A 16758-nucleotide genomic window follows, 5' to 3' on the forward strand; every position below is an offset into this window, starting at 1 on the left:
AGTGTGAAGACCGGGGTCGCCTTTTGTGCCCTCCCCCGTGGCTGGAACGTTGTGGGGGGGCACCCCCGGGGGAGCGGCGCGGGAGAAGCGGCCCGCCGCCGGGCGGGCCCCGGCGGCACCGCAGGGCCGCACGGCGACCGTCACGCTGATCACCGGCGACCGCGTGGTCGTCGCCGCGGACGGCTCGGTCGTCCGGCTGGTCCGCGGCGAGGGCCGCGAGAAGACGCCGATCGCGGTCCGGCGCGAGGCCGGACACACGTACGTCGTCCCGCTGGACGCGCAGCGGCTCGTGGACCGGGGCGTTCTGGACCGGGCCCTCTTCGACGTCACCCGTCTGATCGCGGACGGCTACGACGACGCGCGCCGCAGCTCGCTGCCGCTGATCGTCGGCTACCGCGGGGCCCAGGGCATGGCCGCGGGCCCGGACCGGTTCGCGGGGCTCGCCCGCGAGCGGCGCACTCTGCCGGCCGTCTCCGGAGAGGCGTTCAGCACGCCGAAGGGCAACGCCCGGCAGCTCTGGTCGGCCGTCACCGCGGGCACGGGCACGGGCTCCGGTACGGGGCGTCCCGCGACCGGATTCGCCGCCGCGGCGCCGGAGATCAGCCGGGTCTGGCTCGACGCGGTGATGCGGCCCGCGCTGGACGTCAGCGTCCCGCAGATCGGCACGAAGGCCGCCTGGCAGGCCGGGTACACCGGCAAGGGCGTCAAGGTCGCGGTCCTCGACACCGGCGTCGACCAGACCCATCCGGACCTCAAGGGCGTGGAGATCGTGGAGAAGAACTTCACGGCCTCGCCCGACACCAAGGACCGGCACGGCCACGGCACCCACGTGGCCTCCATCCTGGGCGGCTCAGGGGCCCGGTCCGCCGGCCGGCTCAAGGGAGTCGCCCCCGGCGTAAAGATCATCGACGCCAAGGTGCTCGGCGACCAGGGGCCCGGAACCTCGTCGGGGATCATCGCGGGCATGCAGTGGGCCGTCGACCAGGGCGCCACGGTCGTCAACATGAGCATTTGCGGGCCGGACGCCCAGGGGGAGGACCCGATGGAGGCCGCCATCGCAAGCCTCTCCTCCAAGGCCCTGTTCGTCGTCGCCGCGGGGAACGAAGGCAAGGGGGGCGAGGGCACGATCACCTCGCCCGGCTCCGCCGAGGCCGCCCTGACGGTCGCCTCGTCGGACAAGCAGGGCCTGCGCGCCTCCAACAGCAGCGTCGGCCCCACGGCTGCCGGCCTCGCCAAGCCGGACGTCAGCGCCACCGGCGTGGGCATCCTCGCCGCCGCCTCCACGGCCCTGGCCGCGCCCCCGGCGAGCGGCTACACCACCAAGAGCGGCACCTCGATGGCCACCCCGCACGTCGCGGGCGCGGCCGCCCTCCTGAAGCAGCAGCACCCCACCTGGACCGGTGCCCGCCTCAAGGCGGCCCTGACCGGGTCGGCCTCGGCGGCGTCCGACGTGCGCCCGTACCGGATGGGATCCGGCCGCGTGGACCTCGCGCGCGCCGTCAAGACCTCCGTGGTCCCCGAGTCCGGCACCCTGGACTTCGGCACCGCCCTGTACCCCCACGGCGACGACGCCCCGGTCACCCGGACCGTGGCCTACCGCAACCTCGGCACGGCAGCCGTCACGCTGAACCTGACCACCGCGGCCGCCGATCCGGCGGGCAAGGCGGCGCCGGCGGGGATGGTCACCCTCAAGGACACCAAGCTCACCGTGCCCGCGGGCGGCACCGCCAGCACCAAGGTCACCGTCAACACCCGCCTCGGCTCCCTCGATGGCGGCTACGGCGGCGCCGTGGTCGCGGCGGGGGGCGGCCGGTCGGTGCGGACGGCCTTCGTGGTCTACCGCGAAGGGCCGGGCTACAACCTGACGGTCAAGCACATCGGCCTGGACGGAAAGGAGTCGAAGGCATATTCCACTTCCGTCCTCATGCACACCGACTTGTCGCGGCGTACGCTGGTGAACCCGAACGGCGCCAGCGTGACCACGCGGCTGCCGCGCGGCCGGTACACGCTGGAGTCCACGGTCGAGCACGGCGGGAAGTACGCCAGCTTCGTCCAGCCCACCGTGAACCTGAACGCCGACACCACGATCGTGGTGGACGCGCGCCAGGCCAAGCCGTTCAAGGTCACCGCCCCCGACCCGGCCGCCAAGCTGACCGAGGCGGCCATCAGCTACCAGGACTTCCTGGGCAACCTGTCGACGTCCTGGTCCGTCGGTGACGCCTCCTACCTGCTCACGGCCCACCTCGGCCCCGAGGCCCCGTCGTTCCACACGCAGTTCAGCGGTCTGTGGCAGGTCCCGGGCAAGGAGGGCCGCAGCGCGGAGTACCGGATGTTCTTCCCGCAGACCGGACGCTTCTTCACCGGCCTGACCCGTGCCGTCGCGCAGAAGGAGCTCGCCGAGGTGAACCTCGGCCTGGCCGCCTCGGCACGGGGCGTCAAGGCCGCGGTATCCGGCCGCCCCGAGGCCGCCGAGGACGGCTGGACCGCCGGGTACCAGCTGGAGACGGTGTACGCCCTCCCGGCCACGGCACGGCAGTACGTCACCACCGCCGGGCAGCGCTGGACCTGGCGCGTGAGCCAGCTCGGACCCGAGGGCGAGGAGCGGCTGGGCCACACCCTGGGGCCGCAGACGTACGCGGCGGGCAGCCGCCACGCCACCACCGTCGGCGGGGCCGTCGTCGGCCCCGACCTCAGCGGGCAGGGCGGCACCGGAGCGCGCCGTTCGTACGACTCCATCGAGGTGTCGGTGCCGATGTTCGCCGACGGCGCCGGGCACCGCAGCCGTCCCGTCGTCACCGGCGGCTTCTCGCGTCTGACCAGCGGCAGCACCGTGATCGCCCAGGGCAAGCCGGGCGTGCTCACCGCCGAGGTCCCGGCCGGGAAGGCCCCGTACACGCTGTACATGGAGGCCACCCGGTCCGCGAAGGACACGGTCACCAGCAGCAAGGTGGCCGTTGCCTGGACGTTCGGCTCCGCCCGCCCGGCGGACGGGCGCCTGCAGGCGCTGCCGCTCTCGACCGTACGGCTGGCCCCCGCGGTCCCGCTGAACGGCACCGTGAAGACGGGTACGGCCCTCACCGTGCCGCTCGTCGTCAGCGGGGCGGCCGCCGCCGCCGGCAAGCTGGCCGCGCTCGCCGCGCAGGTCACCTTCGACAACGGCGCGACCTGGGTGAAGCTCCCGGTGACCACCGATGCGAAGGGCGTCCGCTCGGTCCGCGTCAGCCACCCGGCGGGCGCCACGTCGGCGTCGTTCAAGGTGGCCCTGCGGGACACCGACGGCAACACCGTGACCGAGGCGATCACGCACGCCTACCGTCTGGCACCCTGACCGGCACCGGACCGCGGTCCACGCGCGACGCCCCGGACGGCACTGCCGTCCGGGGCGTCGCCCGTCGAGCCCGGCGTCAGACGGAGGAGGTGCCGTCCCCCGCACCCGCCCGGCGCAGGGCCCGGTGGACCGCCTCCGGCGTGAGCACGCCGAGCCGCTCCCCCGAATCCGGGTCCGTCACCGCGATCCGCCCCGAGTCCTCCTGGAGCAGCAGCGCCAGCGCCTGCCGCAGCGAGACGCCGAGCTCCACCGACGGCAGGGATCCCGCGCCGTCCGCCGCCGGCTCCAGGTCCTCCTTCGCCACCGCCGTCACCGCGAGCCGCTTCAGACCGCGGTCCGAGCCGACGAAGGACGCCACGTACGGAGTGGCGGGCGTGCTCAGCACCTGGGCCGGGGGTGCGAACTGCTCGATGGTTCCCTGCCCGTAGACGGCGATCCGGTCACCGAGGCGGACCGCCTCCTCCAGGTCGTGCGTCACCAGCAGGATCGTTTTGCGGACGGACTTCTGCAGCGCCAGGAACTCGTTCTGCAGGTGCTCGCGCACCACCGGGTCGACCGCGCCGAACGGCTCGTCCATCAGCAGCACCGGCGGATCGGCCGCCAGCGCGCGGGCCACGCCCACCCGCTGCCGCTGCCCGCCCGAGAGCTGCTCCGGATAACGCTTCCCGTACACCTCGGGGTCCAGTCCCACCAGATCGAGCAGCTCGGCGGCGCGAGCCCGCGCCTCGGCCCGGCCGGTGCCGAGCAGTTGGGGGACGGTCGCGGTGTTCTCCAGCACGGTCTTGTGCGGGAACAGGCCGACCTGCTGGATGACGTATCCGATCCGGCGTCGCAGCTCGACCGGGTCCGCGGCGGCGATGTCCTCGCCGGCCAGCAGGATGCGGCCGCCGGTGGGTTCGATGAGCCGGTTGACCATCTTCATCGTGGTCGTCTTGCCGCAGCCCGAAGGGCCGACGAGCGTGACCAGTTCGCCCTCCGCCACCTCGAAGGACAGGTCTTCGACGGCGGTGGTCCCGTCCGGGTAGCGCTTGGTCACATGCTCGAATCGGATCACACCCCCATCTTTGCGCAGGGCCCGCCGGGATGTGTGAAGGGCATGTTGCCCCCGTGCGAAGGATCGACGTCAAAGGCCGTGCCGGGGGTTATGGTCGATCACGACTCGCTGGTGTGGACCACGCGTGCGTGACGGGGGTGACGGCATGGCCGGGCAGAACTGCCTGGTGGCGAACGACTGGATCTGCTGGGAGTACGTCACCTCGCGCAGCCAGGAGCTCACCGACGCCACCGTCGAACACATGTGGATCACCGCGGTCTCGGTGTTCATCGGCATCGCCGTGTCCGTGCCCCTCGCACTGCTCGCCCGCCGCGGGCGCCGCTGGGCCGCGCCCGTGCTGGGCCTGACCACCCTGCTCTACACGATCCCCTCGCTGGCCATGTTCTCCCTGCTGCTGCCGGTGTTCGGCCTGTCGGCGGCGCTCGTGGTGACCGGCCTGGTCCTCTACTCGCTGACCATCCTCGTCCGCAACGTGCTCGCGGGCCTGGAAGCCGTACCGGAGGACGTACGGGAAGCCGCGCGCGGCATGGGGTACGGACCCGGGCGGCTGCTGTGGCAGGTGGAACTCCCGCTCGCGCTGCCCGCGCTGCTCGCCGGCGTCCGGATCGTCACCGTCTCCACGGTCGCACTGACCACGGTCGGCTCGATCGTCGGCAAGGGCGGGCTCGGGAACCTGATCGCGCCCGCGGTGAACAGCTCGTTCAAGGCCCAGGTGCTGACGGCCTCCGTGCTGTGCGTGCTGCTGGCCGTCGTCGCCGACCTGCTGCTGCTCGGCTTCCAGCGGCTGGTCACACCGTGGACGCGGGTCTCCGCGGCGAAGGGGGACTGAGCGGTGGGCGTGCTGGGACAGGCCGGGGACTGGCTGGCCGACGGGGCGAACTGGTCGGGGGAGAACGGGGTGTGGCACCGGCTCGCCGAGCACGCGTACGTCAGCGGGCTGGCCCTGCTGATCGCGTGCGCCGTGGCCCTGCCGGTCGGCCTCTGGCTCGGCCACCTCGGCAAGGGCGGAGCCCTCGCGGTCAACATCTCCAACGTGGGCCGGGCCGTGCCGGTCTTCGCGGTCCTGGCGCTGTTCATGGTCTCGCCGCTGCGCAGCGCCGGGTACGTTCCCACGGTGACGGCGCTCGTGCTGTTCGCCGTACCGCCGCTGCTGACGAACGCCTACGTGGGCATGCGCGAGGTCGACCGGTCGGTCGTCGAGGCGGCGCGCGGCATGGGCATGTCGGGCGGGCAGCTGCTGCGCCAGGTGGAACTGCCCCTGGCCCGGCCGCTGGTGATGACGGGCCTGCGCTCGGCCGCAGTCCAGGTGATCGCGACGGCCACGATCGCCGCGATGGTCGGTCAGGGCGGCCTGGGCCGGATCATCACGGCAGGCTTCAACACGTACAACACCCCGCAGGTGGTCGCGGGCGCGCTGCTGGTGGCCCTGCTGGCGCTGCTGGTGGAGGGCGCGCTGGTGGCCGCGGACCGGCTGCTCGCCCCGGCGCGCCGCTGACCCCTGCCCCCCGGACATTTGTTGCCCCTTCCCCGAACGGAGTTCCGATGAGCAAGACTTCGCGTGTCCTCGGCGCGGCCCTGGGTGTGCTGGCGCTGACCGGCTCGCTCGCCGCGTGCGGCGGCGACAGCCTGGAGAAGACGAAGGACGGCGGCACCAGCACGCAGGCGGACGCCGGCGAGAAGGGCTCGCTGGTCATCGGGTCGGCCGGCTTCACCGAGTCGAACGTCCTGGCCGAGCTGTACGCGCAGGTGCTGGAGGACGCCGGCTACGACACGTCCATAACGACCGTCGCCAACCGGGAACTGTACGAACCGGCGCTGGAGAAGGGCGAGATCGACGTCGTACCGGAGTACGCGGCGACGCTCGCGGAATTCCTCAACGCCAAGGTGAACGGGCCGAAGGCGCCCGAGCAGAAGCCGGTCGCGTCGAGCGACGCCGCGGCGACGGTCGCGGCGCTGGAGAAACTCGCGGGGCCGCTCGGACTGAAGGCGTTGCCCGCGGGCGAGGCGGTCGACCAGAACGCCTTCGCGGTCAGCAAGGACTTCGCGCAGAAGAGCAACCTGAAGACCCTTTCGGACCTGAGCAAGTCCAAGCTGAAGGTGAAGATCGCGGCGGGTGACGAATGCGCCGTGCGTCCGTTCTGCGCCGTGGGTCTCAAGTCGACATACGGAATCGACGTTTCCGGTATTGACCCCAAGGGAGTCGGTACCCCGCAGTCCAAGCAGGCCGTCAAGGACGGGGTCGACCAGCTCGTCCTGACCACCACCACGGACGCGACGCTGGACAGCTTCGGTCTCGTCCTGCTCGAGGACGACAAGAAGCTCCAGAATGCCGACAACGTCCTCCCCGTCGTGAATGCGAAGGACGCCGGAAGCCCGGAGATCGCGGCGGCTCTCGACAGGATCACCAAGGTGCTGACGACCGCCGATCTCGTGGAGCTGAACCGGAAGGTGGATGCGGAACGCGCCAAGCCGGCCGATGTCGCGAAGGCGTATCTGGAGTCGAAGGGCCTGCTGAAGAAGTAGCCGCCCGATTGTGACGAACTTGTGGGGTAACCGCCTGGAAACAGATTGCCGGGCGGTTGCCCCACGCGTGGTCTACGCACTGTAAATTTCAGGCCATGCCACGTGGACGCCACCGCCAATCACCTCCCCTGCACAGGCTGCTGACCCCGTCGGCGATAGCCGCCGTCTCGGTCGTCAGTGCCGCGGCCGCCTGGCTGCTCGCGGAACCCCTGGCGCTGCGGCTGCTGGTCGCGCTCACCGCGGCCGCCGGGCTCACCGGGGCCGTCGTCATGCGCGGCTGGGACCGGGCGGCGGGCCGGCGCGTGGCCGAGCTGGCGCGGGAGCGGGTCCGCGACGAGTGGCGTACCGAAGACCGCATCGCGGAACTGGAAACCGACCTGGAGGAGTCCCGCAAGCTGCGCGCCAAGCTGGACCGCAAGCTGCGGGCCAAGCGCGTCGAACTGGCAGGCCTGCGCGGCGAGCACGCCGAGCTGCTGCGCCGGTACGCGACGGCGGAGACCGAGCGCGCGAGCGCTCTCGAACGCCGCCGCCTGCTGGCCATGGAGTCCACCGCGCCGGCAGGGGCCAGGGAACTGCCCGCCGTCTCGGAGGAGCGCACCGGCAGCGGCGCGCCCACCCCCGTCGGCTATGCACGGGCCAATGCGGCCCTGGCGGCACTCGCCCGCACGGCGCAGGAAGAGGCCCAGGAGAAGGGCCAGGAGAGGGCCCAGGAGAAGGCGCAGGGGAAGGCGAAGCCGCAGGAGCACACCCGCCCGGCGGCCGCCCGCGCGGCACTCCCGGCCCCCGCCCCCGCCCCGCCCGCGGCGCCGCTTCCCGCGCGGCGGACCGCCCCCGCGGCCACGTCCGTCGAGCCGTACGTCCCCGCCCGCCGCACGGCGTCGCGCGTCGAGGGCGGGTTCGACTTCTTCGGAACGAAGACCGCGGCGCAGGCGAAGGCGGCCATCGAGGCCGTGCAGAACGAAGATCTTGCGGACGTCGTGGGCGCGGAGGTCCTCGCCGCTCACAAGGCCGAGTCCCCGGACCCCGAATTCAAGCCACGCGCCGAAGGCCACCAGGCGATCGGCCAGGTCATCGACCTGACGGAACACGACGAGACGGAACCGATCGACGTGGCCCTGCTGCGCACGGCCATCTCCTAGGAGCGACCTGCAGCCCGACCGCCACGGTGGCCCCGGAGTGTCCTCCGGTGCCGTGGCAGGTCGCGGATGTCTCCTATGCTCGGGTGCGACCATTCGAATCCAGAGGAGCAGAGCAATGAGCCAGAACGTCTTCTTCGAGGTGACCGCGAACGGCGAGCCGCTCGGCCGTATCGAGTTCAAGCTGTACGACGACGTCGTTCCGAAGACGGCCCAGAACTTCCGCGAGCTGGCCACCGGCCAGAACGGCTTCGGTTACAAGGGCTCGCCGTTCCACCGCGTCATCCCGGACTTCATGCTCCAGGGCGGTGACTTCACCAACCAGAACGGCACGGGCGGCAAGAGCATCTACGGCGAGAAGTTCGCCGACGAGAACTTCCAGCTCAAGCACACCAAGCCGGGCCTGCTGTCCATGGCCAACGCGGGCAAGAACACCAACGGCTCGCAGTTCTTCATCACCACCATCGTGACCGACTGGCTGGACGGCAAGCACGTCGTCTTCGGCGAGGTCGTCTCGGGCATGGAGGTCGTGAAGGCGATCGAGGCGCTCGGCAGCCGTTCCGGCTCCACCGCCAAGAAGATCGTCATCTCGGACTGCGGCACCGTCTGAGCGGTCTGACCCACCGGTCCGACCCACCTGTCTGACACACAGGTCCGACCCACCTGTCAGACCGACGCTGCCCCGCGGGGCAGCGAGCCGGCCACCAGCCGGGAGAGATGGCGGCCCGCGGTCCGCAGCGGCGCTTCGCTCTGCGTGACCTGGGCCGTCATCTCGGCACCCTCCAGCGTGTTGATCACCGTCATGGCGAGGTCGCGGGCCTCGGATTCCGCGATGCCCGCGGCGAGCAGCCTCTGTGCCACGAGGTCCTGCCAGGCGCGGAAGGCCTCCGCGCAGGCCGCCTGGACGTCCGGGAGCCGGCCCAGGGTCTCCAGCGCCGTGACCGTCACCGGGCAGCCGTCCGCCCACTGAGAGGTGTGCAGGGCCTCCGCGAGGAGCACCGCCACCGCCTCCACCGCCTCCGCCGCGTCCTCGCGCGAGTCGAGTCCCTCCTTCAGCAGGAGCGCGAACTCCTCGTTGCCGAAGTGGATCGCGGCCACTGCCAGTTCCTGCTTCCCGCCGGGGAAGAAGTGGTAGAGCGAGCCGAGCGTCGCCTCCGCCTCGCGCACGATCTGCTTGATCGGCGCGTTCTCGTACCCCTGGTGCTGGAGCAGCCGGGAGGCGGTCCTGACGAGGCGTTCCCGGGTGCCGTGCACCGGCTGCGGCGGCGTGGCGGAGGTCGTTGGCATGCGGCCGATCGTACCCCTTCTGCTAAATAGAGCGTTCGCTCTAGCTCTCGTGCTACGGTCGCACCGAGCGCTGGATAGAGCGTTCGTTCTAGTCCACTGTGTCAGGGGAGAGGTACGGGCATGAGCAAGGGCGCGAAGGCAGTGACGGTGATCGGGCTGGGGCCGATGGGGCAGGCCATGGCCGGCGCGTACCTGGACGCCGGGTACGAGGTCACCGTCTGGAACCGCACCGCGAGCAGGGCGGACGCCCTCGTCGGGCGGGGTGCGCGGCGGGCCGGGAGCGTGGCGCAGGCCCTGGCCGCCGACGGTCCGGTGGTGCTGAGCCTGATCGACACGGCCGCGATGTACGCGACGTTCGCCGAGCCGGAGGCGCAGGCCGCCCTGCGCGGCCGGGTGGTGGTCAACCTGTCCGCCGACGTGCCGGACAAGGTGCGCGACGCCGCCCGCTGGGCCGGGGAGCGCGGGGCGGCCTATCTGGTCGGCATGATGAACGTCCCGCCCTCCGGCATCGGCAAGCCGGAGTCGTCCGGCTTCTACAGCGGGCCCCGTGAGCTCTTCGACGAGCAGCGGGAGCTGCTCTCCGTGCTGACGGGTACGGACTTCCGGGGCGAGGACCCGGGCATCGCGGCGCTCTACTACCAGATCAACATGGTGGTGTTCTGGACCTCGATGACCGGCTACTGGCAGGCGGCGGCGCTGGCCAAGGCCAACGGCCTCTCCGCCGCGGACTTCCTGCCGTACGCCACGTACACGGCCGACAGCATGCGCGGCTTCCAGGAGTTCTACGCGCCGCGGGTCGACGCCGGCGAACACGTCGGGGACGTAGACCGGCTGACGATGTGCCTGGAGAGCGTCGAGCACATCCGGCACACGCTCGCTGCCGCGGGCGTCGACACGGGCGTGATGGCGGCGCACGCGGAGCTGTTCCGGCGTGCGGTGGCCCAGGGGCGGGGCGCGGACAGCACCTCCAGCCTGGTGGACGTCCTGCGCGGCGCCCCGGACGCCCCGCGGCCCGTCCCCGCGGACTGACCCCGGCTCAGGGGAGCTGCGCCGGGCCCGCCTTCAGAACAGCGGGAGCTGGCCCGGCAGGCCGGGCAGCGTGAACCCGTCCAGCACCGGCGCCGACGCACCCAGCACCACCCGCGCCCGCGAGCCGGGGCAGGAGACCATCTCCCCCCGGTGGGACGGCGGATCGTGCCGGGCGATCCGCCCGGCGGTGACGGCGCAGTCGCGCCCGCAGCTCGGGCAGGCGCGGCGGGGAGAAGAGGACATGGCCCCAGTGTCTCAGTGCGCCCTGTCGCCGGCGCTACTTGTCGATGTCGCCCACGACGAAGAAGAGCGAACCGAGGATGGCGACCATGTCGGCGACCAGCGTGCCCGGCAGCAGGACGGCCAGGGCCTGGATGTTGTTGTACGAGGCCGAGCGGAGCTTGAGGCGGTAGGGCGTCTTCTCGCCCTTCGAGACGAGGTAGTAGCCGTTGATGCCGAGCGGGTTCTCGGTCCAGGCGTACGTGTGGCCCTCCGGGGCCTTCAGCACCTTGGGGAGCCGCTGGTTGACCGGGCCGGGCGGCAGCTCGGCGAGCCGGTCGAGGCAGGCCACCGCCAGGTCCAGGGCGTTGTGGGTCTGCTCCAGCAGGCACTCGAAGCGGGCGAGGCAGTCGCCCTCCTGCCGGGTGACGACCTTGAGGGTGTCCTGGAGCTCCCCGTACGCGAGGTACGGCTCGTCGCGGCGCAGGTCGAAGTCGACGCCGGACGCGCGGGCGATCGGGCCGCTGACGCCGTACGCGTGCACGGCCTCGGCGGAGAGCACGCCGACGCCGCGGGTGCGGCCCCGGAAGATCTCGTTGCCGAGGACGAGGTTGTCGTACACGTCCATGCGCGTGTTCACGTCGGCCACCGCCGCGCGCGCCCGGTCGAGCCAGCCCAGCGGGAGGTCCTCCTTGAGGCCGCCGACCCGGTTGAACATGTAGTGCATGCGGCCGCCGGAGATCTCCTCCATGACCGCCTGGAGCTCCTCGCGCTCGCGGAACGCGTGGAAGATCGGGGTGATTCCGCCCAGTTCGAGGGGGTACGACCCCAGGAACATCAGGTGGTTGAGGACGCGGTTCAGCTCGGCCAGCAGCGTGCGCATCCAGACGGCCCGCTCGGGGACCTCCATGCCCAGCATCCGCTCGACGGCCATGACCACGCCGAGTTCGTTGGAGAAGGCGGACAGCCAGTCGTGGCGGTTCGCGAGCATGATGATCTGGCGGTAGTCGCGCGCCTCGAAGAGCTTCTCGGCGCCGCGGTGCATGTAGCCGACGACGGGCTCGGCGCTCACGATGCGCTCGCCGTCCAGTACGAGCCGCAGGCGCAGGACGCCGTGCGTGGAAGGGTGCTGGGGCCCGATGTTGAGCACCATGTCGGTGCTCTCCGCCGCGCCGCCGATGCCGACCGTCGTCTCCGTCATGGGCACAGTGTCTCAGCCCTAGGGTTGAGACATGGATACGGGGACGATTGAGGAGCGGGCCGAGCCGCACTGGACCGCGCTGCCCGGCGGGCTGCTCACGCTGCGCAGGCTGCTGCTGGTGCTCTGGCTGGGCACGGCGGCGGTGGCGGCGGGCGTACTGGCGGGGGTACTGGCCGGCCCGGCGTGGGCGGCCTTCGCGGCGCTGCCGCTCGCGCTGCTCGGCTGGGGATGGGTCATGCTGGGCCGCAACTGGCGGTCCTGGCGGTACGCCGAGCGGGCCGACGACCTGCTGATCAGCCGCGGGGTGCTGTGGCGCGAGGAGACGGTGGTCCCGTACGGGCGGATGCAGCTGGTCGAGGTCAGCTCCGGCCCGCTGGAGCGGCGCTTCGGCCTCGCCTCCGTCCAGCTGCACACGGCCGCCGCCGTGACGGACGCCAAGATCCCGGGGCTGGTGCCCGCCGAGGCCGAGCGGCTGCGGGACCGGCTGACCGCGCTGGGCGAGGCGAGGTCGGCGGGGCTGTGACGGAAGCGACGGAAGTGCCGCACGGACCGCAGGAACAAGAACATGAGCCGCAGGCGCCGCGCCGCCGGGAGTCGCACACGCCGCAGGGGCCGGGCGAGCGGCGGCTGCATCCGGTCACGCCCCTGCGCCGGGCGTGGGCGCCGATAGCCCTGCTCACCGGACTGATCTTCAACCAGCCGGACCGCGCCCGGGAGTGGACCGACGACCTGTCCACCGGCATCGGGGTGCTGATCTTCGCGGGCGTACTGGTGCTGGCCGGCCTCTACGGGTTCCTGAGCTGGTGGTACACCCACTACTCCGTGACGGACACGGAGCTGCGGATCCGGACCGGACTGCTGTTCCGGCGCACCGCGCACATCCGGCTCGAACGGCTCCAGGCCGTGGACGTGACCCGGCCGCTGCTGGCCCGCGTCGTCGGGGTCGCCAAGCTCAAGCTCGACGTGATCGGCACGGAGGACAAGGACGAGCTGGCCTACCTGAGCGACAAGGAGGCCGGCGCGCTGCGCGCCGAGCTGCTGGCGCGCGCGGCCGGATTCGCGCCCGAGGAAGCGGCCGGCGTCGGCGAGGCACCGGTCCGGGAGCTGCTGCGGGTCCAGCCCCGGCAGCTGGCGGTCTCGCTGCTGCTGAGCCTGGGCGTGTGGGCGGCGCTGGCCGCCGGCGTCGTCGCGCCGGTGGTCGTCTGGTGGATCAGCGACAGCCTGTGGGCGGCCGCGGTCACCCTGCTGCCGATCCTGGGCGGGGTCTGGGCCGGCAGCGTCGGACGCTTCCTGGCCGAGTACGACTGGACGGTCGCCGAGTCCCCCGACGGGCTGCGGCTGGACCACGGGCTGCTGGACCGGGCGCACGAGACGGTGCCGCCGGGCCGGGTCCAGACGGTCCGGATCGTCGAACCACTGCTGTGGCGGCGGCGCGGCTGGGTCCGGGTGGAGCTGAAGGTGGCCGGATCGTCGAACGACGTCCTGGTGCCGGTCGCCTCCCGGGAGGCGGCCGCGGTGATCATCGCCCGGGTGCTGCCCGGGGTCGACCCGGCGGCCCTCTCCTTCGCCCCCTCGCCGGGGCGCGGCTCCCGCTGGGTGGTGCCGGTGTGGTGGAAGGGGTACGGCCTGGCCCTGTCCGACGAGGTCTTCGCGGCACGGTACGGACGGCTGTGCCGCCGTACGGACATCGTGCCGCACGCGAAGGTGCAGAGCGTCCGCCTGACTCAGGGCCCCTGGGAGCGGGCCCGCGGCCTCGCCGACGTCCACGTGGACACCGGCGCCGACGCCACCGTCACGGCCCGGCTGCGGGCCGCGGACGAGGCTGCCGCCCTGCTGTGGTCCCAGGCGGACCGCTCCCGCACGGGCCGCGCCACCTCCCGCCCCGACCGCTGGATGACCTGAGGGCGTGAGTCCGCCGCTTCGGCGGCGGACTCACCCGCCCGCTGCGCCGGGGCGCACTCAGGCCGGGCTGCCGCCGCCCGCGCGGACCAGGCCGGTTTCGTACGCCAGGACCACGACCTGCACGCGGTCGCGGAGGTTCAGCTTGGTCAGGATCCGGCCCACGTGCGTCTTCACCGTCGCCTCGGACAGCACCAGCCGGGCCGCGATCTCGCCGTTCGACAGGCCCTGGGCCACCAGCAGCATGACCTCGCGCTCCCGGTCCGTCAGCCGCTCCAGCTCCTTGTGCTGCGGCTCCGCGGTCGTCGTCGGCAGCATCGGGGCGAACCGGTCCAGCAGCCGCCGCGTCGTCGACGGCGCCACCACCGCGTCCCCGCTGTGCACCGAGCGGATCGCCGCCAGCAGCTCGGACGGCGGCACGTCCTTGAGCATGAAGCCGCTCGCGCCCGCCTTCAGCCCGGAGAACGCGTATTCGTCCAGGTCGAAGGTGGTCAGGATGATCACCTTCGGATGCGTCTCCGGCTCGCAGATGCGGCGGGTGGCCTCGACGCCGTCGAGCTTCGGCATGCGGACGTCCATCAGGACCACGTCCACGGCCGTCGCCCGCAGGACCTCCAGCGCCTCCAGCCCGTCACCCGCCTCGGCGACGACCTCCATGTCCGGCTGTGCCGCCAGCACCATGCGGAAGCCGGTACGCAGGAGCATCTGGTCGTCGACCAGCATCACGCGTATGGACATCTCTCAAGATCCCTTTCCTTTAAGAGGCAGAAGCGCGCTGATGCGGAATCCGCCGCCCGGACGCGGGCCCGCGTCCAGGGTGCCGCCGACCATGCCGACCCGTTCCCGCATGCCGATCAGCCCGTGACCGGCGCCGTCCGCGCCGCCGTCCCGGTACATCTCCTGGGCGGCGCCGCGCCCGTCGTCCTCCACGAGCAGGCCCAGCCCGTCGTCGAAGTACACCAGCCGCACGCTCGCCGACGCCTCCGGACCCCCGTGCTTGCGGGTGTTCGTCAGCGCCTCCTGCACGATCCGGTACGCCGTGAGCTCGACGCCGCTGGGCAGCGGCCGCGGCGCGCCCTCGACCCGGAAGTCCACGTCCAGCCCCGCCGTCCGCACCTGCTCGACCAGGACCTCGATCTGCTCGACGTCCGGCTGGGGCACGTAGTCCTCGGACTCCTGCGGCTCGCCCGTGCGCAGGATGCCCAGCAGCCGGCGCATCTCGGCCAGGGCCTGCCGGCCCGTCCCCGAGATGGTCTGCAGGGCCTCCTTGGCCTGCTCGGGTGCCGCGTCCATCACGTACGCGGCGCCGTCGGCCTGCACCACCATCACGGAGACGTTGTGCGCGACCACGTCGTGCAGCTCGCGGGCGATCCGGGCCCGCTCGGCGGCCACCGCCGCCTTGCCCTGCGCCTCCCGCTCCTTCTCCAGGCGTTCGTTGCGCTCCACCAGCTGGGCGTAGTACGCCCGGCGGGTGCGCACCGAGTCGCCGAGCACCCACGCCAGGGCGAACGGCACGGAGACGAAGAGCACGAACTTGAGCGTGTCCTCGGTGACGCCCTTGTCGAACTGCCAGCGCAGCGCCGCCAGCGGCGTGGCGAGCAGGCCCCAGCCCAGCGCCGTACGCGACACCCAGCGCGGCACGTCGCTCGCCGCGACCGTGTAGAGGATGGCCAGCATCGCCAGATTGGCCGGGCCCGGTTCGGACCCCACGGCCAGCTGGTACAGGCCGGTCCCGATCGTCAGCCACAGCATCTTCGTCGGCATCTTGCGGCGCAGGGCCGTCACCGTGCTCAGGGCGAGCACGGCCGGCAGCGCCAGCAGCCGGGTGCCGGTGGACACGTGCGGCTCGGTGAGGTCCGCCATCGTCAGCCCGAGGAGCACGACAGCCCAGAAGCTGTCGACGCCCGTCGGGTGTCTGCGGAGGAAGTCGTAGAGCCGTTGCACGTAACCCAGAGTAGGGAAAGGGGACAGGTGCCCGAGTCAACCGGAGGAGCGATCCCTGCCCTGGACGTGTACTCCCCAAGGTGGAGAGTCGACCTAGCCTTTGTGTGATGAGCACTCAGCACGAAGCAGCAGAGCCGGCGGGCGGGCCGCTGCGCGGGCCCCAGCGCGGGCCCCTGACCTGGCACAAGGCCATGGAGGAGGCCCTCTACGGCCCGGACGGCTTCTACGTCCGCCCCGGCGGCCCGGGTCCCGCGGGGCACTTCCGCACCTCCGTGCACGCCTCCGCGCTGTTCGCGGGCGCGGTCGCGCGGCTGCTGGAGCGGGTGGACGAGGCGCTGGGGCGGCCCGCCGCGCTCGACTTCGTCGACATGGCGGCCGGCCGCGGCGAGCTGGTGTCGGGCGTGCTGGCTGCCCTGCCCGCGCCGACGGCCGCCCGCGTCCGCCCGTACGCCGTGGAGCGCGCCCCCCGGCCCGCGGGCCTCGACCCCCGGATCGGCTGGCTGCCCGAGCCGCCCGCGGGCACCACGGGCCTGCTCTTCGCCAACGAATGGCTCGACAACGTCCCCCTCGACGTCGCGGAGGACGGCCGGTACGTCCTGGTCGACCGGGACGGCACGGAGAGCGCGGGCGGGCCGCTGGCCGCCGCGGACCGCGACTGGGTGGAGCGCTGGTGGCCGGACGGCGGCCGGGCCGAGATCGGCCGGTCCCGGGACGAGGCCTGGGCCGCGGCCGTCGCCACCGTGGACCGCGGTCTCGCCGTCGCCGTCGACTACGGCCACACCCGCGCCGACCGGCCCCCGTACGGGACCCTGGCCGGATTCCGGGAGGGGCGCGAGGTGCGCCCGGTCCCGGACGGCAGCTGCGACGTGACCGCGCACGTGGCGCTGGACGCCTGCGCCGGGCCCGGGGCGGTGCTGCTGACCCAGCGGGAGGCGCTGGCCGGGCTCGGCGTCTCGGGGGCCCGGCCGCCGCTGGCCCTGGCGTCGAGCGATCCCGCCGGGTACGTCCGCGCGCTCGCCGGCGCGGGCGAGGCGGCGGAGCTCACCGCGCGCGGCGGCCTGGGCGACTTCGGCTGGCTGGTGCGGGCGAAAGGCATCCCGCCCGTGCTGTGAGCCGCCCGCACGTGCGCGAGGGGCCG

General features: G+C 72.7%; 16 protein-coding genes. 10 read left to right on the top strand and 6 right to left on the bottom strand.

Features of this window, described 5'->3' with window-relative positions; all coding sequences use genetic code 11:
• Positions 1 to 37 precede the first annotated feature (37 nt).
• Positions 38 to 3328, top strand: coding sequence for a S8 family peptidase (locus ACZ7H1_RS16310; protein ID WP_470787215.1), 3291 nt, complete (start codon positions 38 to 40; stop codon positions 3326 to 3328).
• Positions 3329 to 3404: 76 nt separating this feature from the next.
• Here ACZ7H1_RS16310 and ACZ7H1_RS16315 read toward each other — a convergent pair whose 3' ends face one another.
• The gene (locus tag ACZ7H1_RS16315; protein WP_470787216.1) at positions 3405 to 4382 is read right to left on the bottom strand and encodes an ABC transporter ATP-binding protein; all 978 of its coding nucleotides are present in this window, start codon (positions 4380 to 4382) and stop codon (positions 3405 to 3407) included.
• 145 nt (positions 4383 to 4527) lie between these two features.
• Between ACZ7H1_RS16315 and ACZ7H1_RS16320 the strand changes: the two genes are divergently transcribed.
• The 5 genes from ACZ7H1_RS16320 (at position 4528) to ACZ7H1_RS16340 (ending at position 8651) form a co-directional block, all read left to right on the top strand.
• Positions 4528 to 5211: an ABC transporter permease gene (locus ACZ7H1_RS16320; RefSeq protein ID WP_470787317.1), complete on the top strand. Its 684-nt coding sequence runs from the start codon at positions 4528 to 4530 to the stop codon at positions 5209 to 5211.
• Between the two features lie 3 nt (positions 5212 to 5214).
• A complete protein-coding gene (locus ACZ7H1_RS16325) occupies positions 5215 to 5877 on the top strand; it encodes an ABC transporter permease (RefSeq protein ID WP_470787218.1) in 663 nt (220 codons plus the stop codon).
• A 47-nt stretch (positions 5878 to 5924) separates the two neighbouring features.
• Positions 5925 to 6905 (top strand): ABC transporter substrate-binding protein, encoded by a 981-nt coding sequence (locus tag ACZ7H1_RS16330; protein ID WP_470787220.1) that lies wholly within the window; start codon positions 5925 to 5927, stop codon positions 6903 to 6905.
• 95 nt (positions 6906 to 7000) lie between these two features.
• Entirely contained in the window at positions 7001 to 8044 is a 1044-nt protein-coding gene (locus ACZ7H1_RS16335; protein ID WP_470787221.1) for a hypothetical protein, read from the top strand.
• Between the two features lie 115 nt (positions 8045 to 8159).
• Positions 8160 to 8651, top strand: a complete 492-nt coding sequence (locus ACZ7H1_RS16340; protein ID WP_470787222.1) for a peptidylprolyl isomerase — start codon at positions 8160 to 8162, stop codon at positions 8649 to 8651.
• 56 nt (positions 8652 to 8707) lie between these two features.
• Here ACZ7H1_RS16340 and ACZ7H1_RS16345 read toward each other — a convergent pair whose 3' ends face one another.
• Positions 8708 to 9328 (bottom strand): TetR/AcrR family transcriptional regulator, encoded by a 621-nt coding sequence (locus ACZ7H1_RS16345; RefSeq protein WP_470787224.1) that lies wholly within the window; start codon positions 9326 to 9328, stop codon positions 8708 to 8710.
• A 120-nt stretch (positions 9329 to 9448) separates the two neighbouring features.
• Between ACZ7H1_RS16345 and ACZ7H1_RS16350 the strand changes: the two genes are divergently transcribed.
• Positions 9449 to 10357, top strand: a complete 909-nt coding sequence (locus tag ACZ7H1_RS16350; RefSeq protein WP_470787226.1) for an NAD(P)-dependent oxidoreductase — start codon at positions 9449 to 9451, stop codon at positions 10355 to 10357.
• 33 nt (positions 10358 to 10390) lie between these two features.
• On the opposite strand, the gene ACZ7H1_RS16355 is transcribed toward ACZ7H1_RS16350, so the two are convergent.
• The gene (locus tag ACZ7H1_RS16355; protein ID WP_470787227.1) at positions 10391 to 10600 is read right to left on the bottom strand and encodes a hypothetical protein; all 210 of its coding nucleotides are present in this window, start codon (positions 10598 to 10600) and stop codon (positions 10391 to 10393) included.
• 34 nt (positions 10601 to 10634) lie between these two features.
• The gene (locus ACZ7H1_RS16360; protein WP_470787228.1) at positions 10635 to 11777 is read right to left on the bottom strand and encodes an NADH-quinone oxidoreductase subunit D; all 1143 of its coding nucleotides are present in this window, start codon (positions 11775 to 11777) and stop codon (positions 10635 to 10637) included.
• A gap of 31 nt (positions 11778 to 11808) precedes the next feature.
• Between ACZ7H1_RS16360 and ACZ7H1_RS16365 the strand changes: the two genes are divergently transcribed.
• Positions 11809 to 12300, top strand: coding sequence for a PH domain-containing protein (locus ACZ7H1_RS16365; protein WP_470787229.1), 492 nt, complete (start codon positions 11809 to 11811; stop codon positions 12298 to 12300).
• A complete protein-coding gene (locus ACZ7H1_RS16370) occupies positions 12297 to 13679 on the top strand; it encodes a PH domain-containing protein (protein ID WP_470787231.1) in 1383 nt (460 codons plus the stop codon). Before ACZ7H1_RS16365 ends, ACZ7H1_RS16370 begins: the two co-directional genes overlap by 4 nt.
• A gap of 57 nt (positions 13680 to 13736) precedes the next feature.
• Here ACZ7H1_RS16370 and ACZ7H1_RS16375 read toward each other — a convergent pair whose 3' ends face one another.
• Together ACZ7H1_RS16375 and ACZ7H1_RS16380 are read right to left on the bottom strand one after the other, a co-directional pair.
• On the bottom strand, positions 13737 to 14414 hold the full coding sequence (locus ACZ7H1_RS16375; RefSeq protein ID WP_470787233.1) for a response regulator transcription factor: 678 nt from the start codon (positions 14412 to 14414) through the stop codon (positions 13737 to 13739).
• A gap of 3 nt (positions 14415 to 14417) precedes the next feature.
• Positions 14418 to 15620 (bottom strand): sensor histidine kinase, encoded by a 1203-nt coding sequence (locus ACZ7H1_RS16380; protein WP_470787234.1) that lies wholly within the window; start codon positions 15618 to 15620, stop codon positions 14418 to 14420.
• 107 nt (positions 15621 to 15727) lie between these two features.
• Here ACZ7H1_RS16380 and ACZ7H1_RS16385 point away from each other — a divergent pair, with 107 nt between their 5' ends.
• On the top strand, positions 15728 to 16732 hold the full coding sequence (locus ACZ7H1_RS16385) for an SAM-dependent methyltransferase (RefSeq protein ID WP_470787235.1): 1005 nt from the start codon (positions 15728 to 15730) through the stop codon (positions 16730 to 16732).
• The last annotated feature ends 26 nt before the right edge of the window (positions 16733 to 16758 follow it).

The organism is Streptomyces sp. NPDC037401 (assembly GCF_055602345.1).

Coding starts and splice junctions, on each gene's coding strand:
- ACZ7H1_RS16320 (WP_470787317.1), top strand. CDS start 4,528: ATGGCCGGGCAGAACTGCCTGGTGGCGAACGACTGGATCTGCTGGGAG.
- ACZ7H1_RS16330 (WP_470787220.1), top strand. CDS start 5,925: ATGAGCAAGACTTCGCGTGTCCTCGGCGCGGCCCTGGGTGTGCTGGCG.
- ACZ7H1_RS16335 (WP_470787221.1), top strand. CDS start 7,001: ATGCCACGTGGACGCCACCGCCAATCACCTCCCCTGCACAGGCTGCTG.
- ACZ7H1_RS16340 (WP_470787222.1), top strand. CDS start 8,160: ATGAGCCAGAACGTCTTCTTCGAGGTGACCGCGAACGGCGAGCCGCTC.
- ACZ7H1_RS16345 (WP_470787224.1), bottom strand. CDS start 9,328: ATGCCAACGACCTCCGCCACGCCGCCGCAGCCGGTGCACGGCACCCGG.
- ACZ7H1_RS16350 (WP_470787226.1), top strand. CDS start 9,449: ATGAGCAAGGGCGCGAAGGCAGTGACGGTGATCGGGCTGGGGCCGATG.
- ACZ7H1_RS16355 (WP_470787227.1), bottom strand. CDS start 10,600: ATGTCCTCTTCTCCCCGCCGCGCCTGCCCGAGCTGCGGGCGCGACTGC.
- ACZ7H1_RS16360 (WP_470787228.1), bottom strand. CDS start 11,777: ATGACGGAGACGACGGTCGGCATCGGCGGCGCGGCGGAGAGCACCGAC.
- ACZ7H1_RS16365 (WP_470787229.1), top strand. CDS start 11,809: ATGGATACGGGGACGATTGAGGAGCGGGCCGAGCCGCACTGGACCGCG.
- ACZ7H1_RS16375 (WP_470787233.1), bottom strand. CDS start 14,414: ATGTCCATACGCGTGATGCTGGTCGACGACCAGATGCTCCTGCGTACC.
- ACZ7H1_RS16385 (WP_470787235.1), top strand. CDS start 15,728: ATGAGCACTCAGCACGAAGCAGCAGAGCCGGCGGGCGGGCCGCTGCGC.